We start from the raw sequence: 11839 nt of genomic DNA on the forward strand, positions 1-11839 counted from the left end.
GAGGAAAGGATGGAGACAAATGGACGAAAAGAATGAACAGCAGCCTGAGCGAAAGCCAGAAGAAAAAGACAGCATTATGAGCAAAATACAGCAGCTTGGTGAAACAGCCGTTCCGCAGCTGCCGCAAGATACAAATATCCATTGCCTCACCATTATTGGACAAATTGAAGGCCACATGCAGCTTCCACCGCAAAATAAAACAACCAAATACGAACATGTCATTCCACAAATCGTAGCTGTTGAACAAAACCCGAAAATAGAAGGTCTTCTGATCATCTTAAATACAGTAGGAGGAGATGTTGAAGCGGGACTCGCGATTGCAGAAATGCTTGCTTCTTTATCGAAACCAACTGTCTCGATTGTGCTTGGCGGCGGCCACTCGATAGGTGTCCCGATTGCTGTATCGTGTGACTATTCGTATATTGCAGAAACAGCCACAATGACCATTCATCCTGTGCGATTAACAGGTCTTGTGATTGGTGTTCCGCAAACCTTTGAATACTTAGATAAAATGCAGGAAAGAGTCATTAACTTTGTTACAAGCCACTCCAACATTACAGAAGAGAAGTTTAAAGAGCTCATGTTCTCAAAAGGCAATTTGACGAGAGACATCGGAACAAATGTCGTTGGTCATGAGGCAGCAGAATACGGACTCATGAATGAAGTGGGCGGTGTAGGACAAGCGATTAAAAAGTTGAACGAACTTATTGGAGACAGGGCATCTCAAAACGAGGGGCTGATCCAATGATTTTATATACGCCTATGCCATATGAAGCCATTTACGCTGAGGAACAGGGAGAACGCAAGCTCCAGCAGGTAAACATTCAAGGTGTGCCAGTGATGGTTGAAATGAAAGAAGATGAAGCAGAAATTGTTCAAGTCATGAGCACCAATCCAATGGATTTTCTCAATCAAGAGCTTGCACCAGGCAAGCGATTGAAGTTACATTTAGGCACCAATCAAACCGACTCATATGAATGATTCTATGCTATAATAAAGGGAAAACTTACAACAAGATGCAGCCAAAACCAGGCTGCTTTCTTTCTGATCTTTCGGTAGGTTATATTTTCTTTCGTAGTAAGGTGATGAGTATGGCTAAAAAGAGAAAACGGAAAACGAGAAAAAAACAAAATAAACAGCTAAAACTGAAATATGAATTAAATGGGTTAGTCTGTATTGCCATAGCGATCATTGCCATTTTACAGCTGGGCGTTGTTGGACAAACCTTTGTACATCTATTCCGATTCTTTGCAGGTGAATGGTTCATTCTCTGTCTTATCGGATTATTTCTTTTTGGTGTGACGATTTTCTGGAAAAAACAAATCCCAGATATTTTAACAAGAAGAAAAGCAGGTCTCTACTGCATCATTGCGAGTATCTTGCTTTTGTCACATGTGAAGCTCTTTCAGCATCTTTCATCTGCTGGTGTCATTGGCTCTCAAAGTGTGATTAGAAATACATTTGAGCTCTTCTTGATGGATATGAAAGGTGAAACAGGATCGCCTGATTTAGGGGGCGGCATGATTGGAGCCGTATTGTTTGCTGCTTCTTATTTCTTATTTGCACAAGCAGGCTCGCAAATCATGGCGATTGTTCTGATGCTGATTGGAATTGTCCTGATTACAAACCGATCCCTTCAGGAAATGGTGAAAAAAGTGACGATTCCTCTATCACAATTTATGGTGAAGCAGTGGAAAGCGTTTGTTGAAGATATGAAAGGAATCAGGCAGGCGAAAAAGAGCGCGTCCTCTCAGAAAACAGGTGAAAAGAAAAAACGTTCACGCATTCAAGAAGAAGACGAGGATGATCTGATCTTGATCGAAGAGGAAACACCGTCTTCTGATAATAGCCAGCCGATTATTTCAAGCTTTGCAGATAGAGATGACATTCTCACCCCGACGGTTCAAAAAAAGCAGGCGGCAAAAGAGACAGCGCCTCTTCAGGACTCTGTGCAAAGTGCACCAGTTCAATCAGATACAGCCGATGAACCAAAAGAGGCACCGCCGATGACATTTACAGAACTTGAAAACAAAGATTACGAATTGCCGTCACTTGATATTTTGGCAGAGCCCCAGCATTCAGGTCAGCAAACAGATAAGAAAAATATTTATGAAAATGCCAGAAAGCTTGAAAAAACATTTCAAAGCTTTGGTGTGAAAGCAAAAGTCACACAGGTTCATTTAGGTCCAGCTGTGACCAAATATGAAGTATATCCAGATGTTGGTGTGAAGGTCAGCAAAATCGTCAATCTAAGTGATGATTTAGCCCTTGCCCTTGCAGCAAAGGATATTCGAATTGAGGCTCCGATTCCTGGCAAATCAGCCATCGGCATCGAAGTTCCGAATGCAGAAATTGCTATGGTTTCATTAAAAGAGGTATTAGAATCGAAGCAAAATGACCGTCCAAATGCTAAGCTCCTCATTGGACTCGGCCGTAATATCTCGGGTGAAGCCGTGCTTGCTGAAATGAACAAAATGCCGCATTTGCTTGTAGCAGGTTCGACTGGAAGCGGAAAAAGTGTGTGTATCAATGGTATTATCACAAGCATTCTCATGAGAGCGAAGCCTCATGAAGTGAAAATGATGATGATTGATCCGAAAATGGTTGAATTAAATGTGTATAACGGTATTCCGCACCTTTTGGCTCCTGTCGTAACAGACCCTAAGAAAGCATCGCAGGCACTGAAAAAAGTAGTCAGCGAAATGGAACGCCGCTATGAATTGTTTTCGCATACGGGGACAAGAAATATTGAAGGATACAATGATTACATTAAACGGATGAATCAAACAGAAGATGCTAAACAGCCAGAGCTTCCTTATATTGTTGTCATAGTAGACGAGCTTGCAGATTTAATGATGGTCGCTTCCTCTGATGTGGAGGATTCCATTACAAGACTTTCTCAAATGGCTCGTGCTGCGGGAATTCATTTGATTATCGCCACACAAAGACCTTCTGTCGATGTCATTACAGGTGTCATTAAGGCCAACATCCCGTCCCGCATTGCCTTTAGCGTATCCTCTCAAACCGATTCAAGGACGATCCTTGATATGGGAGGCGCAGAAAAGCTTCTGGGCAGAGGGGACATGCTGTTTTTACCTGTTGGTGCAAACAAGCCGGTTCGTGTGCAAGGCGCCTTTTTATCAGATGAAGAAGTGGAGCATGTTGTGGATCACGTGATCACACAGCAAAAAGCTCAATACCAAGAGGAAATGATTCCGAGCGAAGAAACGCAGGATCAGCTTGCGGCTGTGGAAGATGATCTGTATGATGAAGCAGTTGAATTGATTATCGGCATGCAGACGGCTTCTGTTTCTATGCTGCAAAGAAGATTCCGCATCGGTTATACCCGGGCGGCACGTCTCATTGACGCAATGGAAGAGCGGGGCGTGGTAGGCCCATATGAAGGAAGTAAACCGAGAGAAGTTCTTCTCTCAAAAGAACAATATGACGAGCTCTCTTCATAATTGAAGAGAGCTTTCCTGAAAAAATAGTAAACGATAGTATGATTATGTTAACTGGATGTCAGACTATTTATTTATTTGCAAAAACATGATATAGTTATGTTCAACTTATCTCGGAATAGAGATTTCTCATCTTATCATTTGCATTGATTAGACGGAGGGAAAACATGTCGACCAAAACAGACAATCGCCATTTATATTTGAAAGTGATTGACCGTATTAAAGAAGATATTCAAACAGGTGTATATGCCGAAAAAGAAAAGCTGCCTTCTGAGTTTGAGCTCTCAAAACTTTTAGGTGTGAGCAGAGCGACACTGCGTGAGGCCCTTCGTATATTAGAAGAAGAAAAGTATTTAATTAGAAGGCATGGGGTAGGGACTTTCGTCAATTCAAGACCGCTTTTTTCGACAGGCATAGAACAGCTGACAAGTGTCACGAAAATGATTGAGCAGGTCAATATGACGCCTGGCACCATCTTTTTATCCTCGCAAGAAGGGGAGCCAACAGAGAATGATGTCATTCGTTTTCAGTGTGATAAATCTGATGGGATTTTTTCAATGGAACGCGTTCGAACGGCAGATGGGCAGCCAGTTGTTTATTGTTTAGATAAAATTCCGGTCAAACATCTTCCCGCTTCTTTTACACATGAAGAAGAGTCTCTTTTTGAGCTGTTTGGAAGAGAACCGCACAGCGGGATTAAATATGCAGTTGCTGACATTGAACCAATTGGCTACCACGATCAGGTCTCACCGATTCTAGATTGTGACCCTGAAACGGCGTTATTATTACTGAAACAAATGCACTATGATCAGGATGATCAGCCGGTCTTATACTCCCTCAATTATTTTCGAGCGGATAAATTCAGCTTTCATGTCATACGCAAACGATTTTAACAAGCAGTCGCTTCCATAGGCGTCTGCTTTTTGTTTGCCCATACATAATACTCGTCAAACTTGCCACACTAATACGTAACAGTATATAGAATTGGGTGAATGATGTTGGGCGAGAAAACAGTCAGTAAAAAGAATATCATTGCATTATCATCAGTCCCTCTAATCATGACACTAGGGAACTCGATGTTAATACCAGTATTGCCAGAGATAGAAAAGAAACTCTCGATTACTTCCTTTCAAGTCTCTCTCATTATTACGGTATATTCGGTTGTAGCCATCTTATGTATTCCAATCGCCGGTTACTTATCAGACCGGATTGGGCGGAAAAAGGTACTGCTGCCGTGTCTTTTAATCGCCGGACTTGGAGGAGCTGTGGCAGCAGTCGCCTCAACGATCATGAAAGAACCTTATATGTGGATTCTGTTTGGAAGGGTCCTTCAAGGTATTGGTTCAGCTGGAGCCGCACCTGTCGTTATGCCGTTTATTGGAGATTTGTTTCATGATGATGAAGAGGTCAGTGCAGGACTTGGCGCCATTGAAACCTCTAATACAGCAGGTAAGGTACTAAGCCCTATTATTGGGGCACTTCTTGCTTCATGGTTTTGGTTTGTGCCTTTTTGGTTCATCCCGTTCTTTTCGATCATCAGCTTTCTCATGGTACTGTTCATGGTAGAGTCGGCGAAAAAAGAGGAGGACCCGCCTACATTTAAAGAATTTTTAAAATCAACAAAGACCATTTTTAAGCATGAGGGACGCTGGCTTTATGCCATTTTTGCTATTGGCGGTTTTATTATGTTTCTTCTTTTTGGTGTGCTTTTTTACCTATCCGATAACCTAGAGGCGGCTTATCAAATAAAGGGCGTCAAAAAAGGGCTCTTGCTGAGTATTCCGCTCCTTTTTCTATCAATCAGTTCCTACATTGCTGGAAAAACGATTGGAAAAGAAAAAGGAAAAATGAGAATCTTTTTAATTGTAGGGATGGCTTTGTTATCACTTTCTTATATTTTTTTATGGTGGAATCACAGCTTTTACGTATTGTTTATCTGTTTAAGCATTGGCGGAGTGGGCATCGGTATTGTGCTGCCTGCACTTGATGCGCTGATTACAGAAGGAATTGAAAAAGAGCAGTGCGGTACCATTACGTCATTTTATAGCAGTATGCGTTTTATCGGTGTTGCTTTAGGACCTCCGATTTTTGCCTATCTAATGGATAAAGGGGACTCCATAGTCTTTATTCTCTCGACCATTTGCAGTCTCATTTCACTATTTTTGGTCCTCTTTTTCATCCAGCCAGATGAAGAGGATGAGAGTGAACAATTAAAAACAGTTTAAATATAGAAAAAAGATGGTATTTTGCCATCTTTTTTCTTTTTTATAAATTGACATGTAAAATTTTGATAGTTAAACTAATGTATAGTAATATCTTTTAAATTATCCCAAATTGGAGGTGTTCAAAAACATTCATTTTCTGTCTTTCTTTAGGCAGAAATTGAGCACGCGTGCTGATGATGGAGATATGCTTCTTCAACACGAAAGGACAATTGAATAGGTCATCCTGCCATTTGAAGGAGACGCAGTCAGCACTTCAGACACGCTCAAATACAGCAAATTGATTGAAGAAGTAGAAGGAGCTTGAAGCAGCTATGTTGCAAATAATTAAAGCAAGATGGATTGTATTAGTGGTGTGGATGATAACAGCTGTGATTCTGTTTATTACTGCGCCCGATTTAGAGGAATTAACAAGAGAAAAAGGGCAATTAAAGGTTCCGGAGGGGACACCAACAGCTGAGGCACTTCACCTATTGGATAAGCTGTCAGATAAGAACGGGAAAAAAGATACAGGTGTGCTTGTATTCTCCGAACAACATCTGTTCCCTGCGAAAGAGCAGGAATTAAAAAAGGCTTTAGCTGCACTCATGTCAAATGCCCCAGAACTCCACATTGACGGAATTACTTCGTATTTTCATGTAGATCCGGACATTCAAAAACAACTTTTATCAAAGGATAAAAGTACACTTCTTGTTCCATTCAAATTCGACCACTACGAAACAAAAGCTGTGAAGATTAAAGAACAAATTGAGGAAGTTTTAAAGCCCTATCATGTCTCATATGAAATAACGGGTCAAAAGTTTGTGGATTCAGATGTCATTCAAAGCTCTCAACAAGGTCTGAAGAAAACCGAACTTATCACGATGATTTTTATTTTCTTTATTTTAATTATTGTTTTCAGATCGATATTGGCACCTGTTGTTCCGCTCATTACGATAGGCATTTCTTACGCTGTCAGCCGGTGTATTGTGGCTTTTCTCGTAGAATATACACAATTTCCTCTATCTAATTTTACTCAGATTTTTATGGTAGCCATTATGTTCGGTATCGGAACGGATTATTGCATCCTGCTGTTAAGCCGTTTTAAAGAGGAGATCGGTCAAGGCCGTGATGTCAAAGAGTCGATTATCGTCACATATCAATGTGCAGGGAAAACGGTATTTTTCAGCGGCTTAGCCGTGTTAGTCGGCTTCTCAAGTATTGGATTTGCTAAATTCCAATTGTATCAATCAGCCGTTAGTGTTGCCGTTGGAGTAGGCATTCTGCTGATTGCCCTTGTCACCATCGTTCCCTTTTTTATGTCTGTTTTCGGAAAATCTCTATTCTGGCCATCTAAAAGAGAAAACATTCGGCACCCGCAAAGTAAAATGTGGGAATGGGCTGGGCGTTTTTCATTTAAAAGGCCGCTGATCAGCTTAGGGTTAGTCGCTCTTATTACGGTACCTCCTATTCTGATGTACGACGGGACCCTATCTTATAACAGTTTAAATGAAATTGGGAATAAATATGAGTCGGTGTCTGCATTTAATACGATATCAGAGCAATTTGGCTTTGGTGAAGCGCTGCCGCTGAATGTGCTTGTCGAAAATGATGATAAGCTAGATAATCAAGAAAAGATTGTCATGATTGAAAAACTGACTCGTAAATTAAATGACATTGACGAAGTCAAAACAGTCCGCAGTGTCACGCGTCCTGTTGGGGACGGGCTGAGCCAGCTTTATGTCACCTCTCAAGCGAAAGAGCTGGGAGGAGAACTTGGCAAAGGCCATGAAGGAATCGGGAAAATTTCAGATGGCTTGACCGAAACAAATCTCGCTCTTCTCAAACAAAAACCAAAAATTGAAGAATCCGCTCAAGGCATTGACCAGCTGATTGATGGAACAAAAGCAATCAAAAGCGGTGTCGGAGAAGTCAGGGAATCCCTAATCTCTTTAGAAGATGGGGTGAGACGCAGTAAGGAAGGCGTCGGCACCATTCGAAGTAAAATCAAAAAAGCGAAAAAAGAATTAGAGCAAGAATATCGCAGCAGCGAAACGATGATTCAAGAGCTAGAGCGTGTGGTGAATACACTTGAACGCCATGGAAAATCAAATCAGCAGCTGATGACAACCATTAAGAAAGTAAAAGCATCCTATGAAAATCTATCATTTGAAGCACTAGAAAATCGTCTTCCAGAAGTAAAAGACATGGATGAATATAAAGAAATCAAGAAAGTATTCAAAGAAACAAAAGGAATGCTTGATCAAGCAGGGGATCAAATGAGTGTATATGAAGAGGAAGCCGCTCATTTTAAGCAAAAGATCAAGCAGGCAGATCAAGTGATTCAAACCTTATCAAGCAAGCAAAAAGAAGTAAAACGCCAAGTGCAAGCGCTCATGGACGGGCTTGATCAAATTTATGACGGCCTTGACCAAACAAATGAGGGCCAAAAACAATTGATTAAAGAAATGCCTAAAATCGAAGATGGTGCAGATCAGCTGACAGAAGGCCAAAAAGCCATCAAAAAAGGATTTAGTCAGCTTTCATCGAAACTTACGTTATTAACAGATGGATTAGATGAAAGTATTGAAGGGCTTGAGCAGGTCAAAAGCGGCTTCACCGAGGCTGACGGCTACTTAAAGCAGCTTCAGCAAGCGCCAGATGAAGAAGTAACGGGCTGGTTTATTCCAGAAGAAGTGCTGAAACGCCAAGAATTTAAGCAAATCTTTCATACGTATATGTCTCCAGATCGTAAATTAACGACTTTTGAAGTCATCTTAAATGTGAATCCATACAGCAATGAAGCGATGAAAGGTGTCGCGAAAATTGAGGAAACCCTTGATCAATATTTACCTGTAAGTGGACTCAAAAATGCCAAATACGGGGTATCTGGTATCTCAAGCTTAAATGTGGACTTAAAAGAAACGTCTGACGGTGACTTTATTCGAACTGTTATCTTCATGTTAATTGGTATTTTTATTATTTTAATTATTTTATTACGGTCAATCGTCATGCCGATATACTTAACACTTTCACTGATTTTAACGTATTTTACATCAATCGGTTTAACAGAATGGATCTTTAAAACATTTTTTGGCTACGATGGTGTCAGCTGGGCTGTCCCATTTTTCAGCTTTGTCATTCTTGTGACGCTCGGGATCGATTATTCCATCTTCCTCATGGATCGTTTTAATGAATGGAAGGGAGAGCATGTACAAGCATCGATGATATCAGCGATGAGAAATATGGGTTCTGTCATTATTTCTGCAGTGGCCATTTTAGCAGGTACGTTCGCTGCTATGCTGCCATCAGGAGTATTATCGCTTGTTGAAATTGCAACGGTCGTACTCATTGGACTTTTATTATATGCTTTTGTTGTATTGCCCCTCTTTATTCCGGTCATGGTTCGTATTTTTGGTAAATGGAATTGGTGGCCGTTTAGAATGAAATAACGACTGGCGTCTCTGCTATGAGCAGAGGCGTTTTTATTTCCTATTCTTTCCTCTGATTGATATAATGTCTATTAAATGGCTGTTTCACGTATATATCAGCCATGTTCTAATACATAATAAATAGGATGAACAAAGGAGGTTTCTCATGACGTACTTACAAGAGAAGACACTGGACACACCCGGTCTTCATACTCATATTGTCAAAACAGAAAAATTTAAAACTGTGACAATTCTTTTTAAAATGCTTGCACCGCTATCCAAAGATGACGTCACCATGCGTTCTCTTTTCCCGCATGTGCTGTTAAGAGGAACAGAAAAGATGCCCAAAACAGGAGCACTGCGTGCCTATTTTGATGAGCTCTATGGAGCAACCGTTTCGGCAGACATGGCAAAAAAAGGTGAGAATCACATCATTACCTTCCGCCTAGAAATGGCGAATGAAAAATATTTAAAGGATCAAACTCCTTTACTAGAAAAAGGGATTTCCTTACTATCCGACCTATTATTCCACCCGTATGTTGAAGATGGGGTGTTTAGTCAATTATATGTGGATCAAGAAAAACGCACTTTAAAACAGCGAATTCAGGCAGTTTATGATGACAAAATGCGTTATTCGAACTTAAGACTCGTGCAGGAAATGTGTAAAGGAGAACCATATGCACTGCACGTCAATGGTGAAATGGAAGACATTGACGCCATCACAGCTCACTCGCTCTTTGAAGCTTATGAGCATGCGCTTCAATCAAACCAGCTTGATCTTTATGTTGTCGGAGATGTTGACGAAGAAGACATCAGCCGAATGGTCTCCCAGTACTTTAAAACAAGTGAAAGAGAACCAGTCAAAAAGCAGACTGAATCAGCAAGAGCTCAAAATGGACCAAAAGAAGTCATTGATGAAGAGGACGTAAAACAAGGCAAGCTGAATATCGGCTTTCGCACACATACAACGATTGCAGATAAAGATTATCCGGCACTGCATTTGTTTAATGGCATATTCGGCGGTTTCTCGCATTCTAAGCTTTTCATTAATGTTCGGGAAAAAGCAAGTCTTGCTTACTACGCTGTGTCTAGACTTGAGAGCTTTAAAGGCTTGATGATGGTGATGTCAGGAATTGAAGTCGGCAACTACCAGCAGGCAGTGGACATCATCAAAGAACAATTTGAAGCGATGCAAAAAGGTGATTTTTCAGATGAAGCAATTGATCAAACAAAAGCAGTCGTCAAAAACCAGCTGCTTGAAACGATCGATACGTCTTATGGAACAGCAGAATATTTGTATCAGCATGCCGTTGTGCCAACTGGGGAAACCCTTGATTCCTTTTTAGAAGCATTAGACCGAGTGACAAAAGAGGACATCATCAAAGTGGGTCAGAAAATCCAATGGGATACGACCTATTTTCTTAAAGGAACGGAGGGTGCTTCATGACAGTGAAAACAATTCAATTCGATCAGCTGCAAGAAACGGTCTATCACGAAAAAATGGAAAGCGGACTTGACGTCTATGTGCTGCCAAAGCAAGGGTTTAACAAAACCTATGCGACCTTTACAACAAAATATGGCTCTGTCGATAACGAATTTGTGCCGCTTGGAAAAGAAGACATGATTCGAGTGCCTGACGGAATTGCCCATTTCTTAGAGCATAAGCTGTTTGAAAAAGAAGATGGAGACGTGTTTCATACTTTTAGTAAACAAGGAGCATCCGCAAACGCTTTTACAACGTTTACAAGAACGGCTTATTTATTCTCAAGCACCTCAAATGTCGAACAGAACCTTGAGACACTCATTGATTTTGTTCAAGAGCCTTATTTTACTGAAAAAACAGTCGAAAAAGAAAAGGGCATCATTGGTCAAGAGATTAACATGTATGATGACAATCCGGACTGGCGTTTATTCTTTGGTCTGATTGAAAATTTATATCAAGAGCATCCTGTGAGAATAGATATTGCTGGAACAGTAGAGAGCATTGCCCCTATTACAAAAGATCATTTATATGAATGCTATGAAACGTTCTATCACCCGAGCAATATGCTTCTATTCGTTGTCGGGCCTGTTGATCCGAAGCAAATTTTAGATCAAGTCAGAGCGAATCAGGCGAAAAAGCCATTTACAGACCAGCCGGAGATCAAACGAAAAGACATCAATGAGCCTGAAGGTGTATACCGGAAAGAATACGAACTTCCAATGAACGTACAAGGCTCTAAATGTATGTTCGGTTTGAAAACAAAGAATCCGCATAAAAAAGGAAATCAGCTGCTAAAGCATGAGCTTGGGATGAATCTCATTTTAGAGACGCTGTTTGGCAAAAGCTCCTTACAATATGAACAGATGTATGAAAAGGGCTTAATTGATGAAACATTCAGCTACGATTATACCGAAGAAGGCGGTTTTGGCTTCACTTCAGTTGGCGGGGATACAAATGATCCTGATCAACTCGCAAAGGTATTAAAAGAAACCCTTCTTCAAGCAAAAAGCCTCATGACAGAAGAGAAAATTGAGCTTGCACGCAAGAAAAAAATCGGCAGCTTTTTAAAAGCCATGAATTCTCCAGAATATATCGCGAACCAATTTACTCGATATGCATTCTTAGACATGAGCTTATTTGATGTCGTCACAATGCTGGAACAAATTCAATTAGCTGATATTCAGCAAATTTTAGATGAAGAAATTGATGAAGAACGGATGTCTGTTTTCAAAGTCGTCCCAAAAACAAAATAAATTTAAAAAG

Annotated in this window: 8 protein-coding genes; all 8 read left to right on the plus strand. The window is 40.6% G+C overall.

Features of this window, described 5'->3' with window-relative positions:
* Window positions 1–19 precede the first annotated feature (19 nt).
* The 8 genes from NSQ25_RS08175 to NSQ25_RS08210 all read left to right on the plus strand — a co-directional run bounded on the left by NSQ25_RS08175 (window position 20) and on the right by NSQ25_RS08210 (window position 11829).
* Window positions 20–748, plus strand: a complete 729-nt coding sequence (locus NSQ25_RS08175) for a ClpP family protease (RefSeq protein ID WP_024424124.1) — start codon at window positions 20–22, stop codon at window positions 746–748.
* Window positions 745–981, plus strand: a complete 237-nt coding sequence (locus NSQ25_RS08180) for a YlzJ-like family protein (RefSeq protein ID WP_008344712.1) — start codon at window positions 745–747, stop codon at window positions 979–981. Before NSQ25_RS08175 ends, NSQ25_RS08180 begins: the two co-directional genes overlap by 4 nt.
* 110 nt (window positions 982–1091) lie before the next feature.
* Window positions 1092–3464 carry a DNA translocase FtsK gene (locus NSQ25_RS08185; RefSeq protein ID WP_141545648.1) on the plus strand — a complete coding sequence of 791 codons (2373 nt, stop codon included), beginning with the start codon at window positions 1092–1094 and terminating at the stop codon, window positions 3462–3464.
* A gap of 164 nt (window positions 3465–3628) precedes the next feature.
* Window positions 3629–4354: a GntR family transcriptional regulator gene (locus NSQ25_RS08190; protein ID WP_024424122.1), complete on the plus strand. Its 726-nt coding sequence runs from the start codon at window positions 3629–3631 to the stop codon at window positions 4352–4354.
* A 99-nt stretch (window positions 4355–4453) separates the two neighbouring features.
* Window positions 4454–5686, plus strand: coding sequence for an MFS transporter (locus NSQ25_RS08195; RefSeq protein WP_170825840.1), 1233 nt, complete (start codon window positions 4454–4456; stop codon window positions 5684–5686).
* 311 nt (window positions 5687–5997) lie between these two features.
* Window positions 5998–9114: an MMPL family transporter gene (locus NSQ25_RS08200; protein ID WP_081124406.1), complete on the plus strand. Its 3117-nt coding sequence runs from the start codon at window positions 5998–6000 to the stop codon at window positions 9112–9114.
* 145 nt (window positions 9115–9259) lie between these two features.
* Window positions 9260–10540: a pitrilysin family protein gene (locus tag NSQ25_RS08205; RefSeq protein WP_326136429.1), complete on the plus strand. Its 1281-nt coding sequence runs from the start codon at window positions 9260–9262 to the stop codon at window positions 10538–10540.
* Window positions 10537–11829 (plus strand): pitrilysin family protein, encoded by a 1293-nt coding sequence (locus NSQ25_RS08210; RefSeq protein WP_025092606.1) that lies wholly within the window; start codon window positions 10537–10539, stop codon window positions 11827–11829. The genes NSQ25_RS08205 and NSQ25_RS08210 overlap by 4 nt, the downstream gene beginning before the upstream one ends.
* The last annotated feature ends 10 nt before the right edge of the window (window positions 11830–11839 follow it).

Origin of the sequence: Bacillus sp. FSL R5-0512 (assembly GCF_038593295.1) — a bacterium.
In the GTDB taxonomy this organism is placed as follows: Bacteria; Bacillota; Bacilli; order Bacillales; family Bacillaceae; genus Bacillus; species Bacillus safensis.

What these genes read in the sequence shown, in the direction of transcription:
- NSQ25_RS08175 (WP_024424124.1), top strand. Translation starts at nt 20, where the DNA reads ATGGACGAAAAGAATGAACAGCAGCCTGAGCGAAAGCCAGAAGAAAAA.
- NSQ25_RS08180 (WP_008344712.1), top strand. Translation starts at nt 745, where the DNA reads ATGATTTTATATACGCCTATGCCATATGAAGCCATTTACGCTGAGGAA.
- NSQ25_RS08185 (WP_141545648.1), top strand. Translation starts at nt 1,092, where the DNA reads ATGGCTAAAAAGAGAAAACGGAAAACGAGAAAAAAACAAAATAAACAG.
- NSQ25_RS08190 (WP_024424122.1), top strand. Translation starts at nt 3,629, where the DNA reads ATGTCGACCAAAACAGACAATCGCCATTTATATTTGAAAGTGATTGAC.
- NSQ25_RS08195 (WP_170825840.1), top strand. Translation starts at nt 4,454, where the DNA reads ATGATGTTGGGCGAGAAAACAGTCAGTAAAAAGAATATCATTGCATTA.
- NSQ25_RS08200 (WP_081124406.1), top strand. Translation starts at nt 5,998, where the DNA reads ATGTTGCAAATAATTAAAGCAAGATGGATTGTATTAGTGGTGTGGATG.
- NSQ25_RS08205 (WP_326136429.1), top strand. Translation starts at nt 9,260, where the DNA reads ATGACGTACTTACAAGAGAAGACACTGGACACACCCGGTCTTCATACT.
- NSQ25_RS08210 (WP_025092606.1), top strand. Translation starts at nt 10,537, where the DNA reads ATGACAGTGAAAACAATTCAATTCGATCAGCTGCAAGAAACGGTCTAT.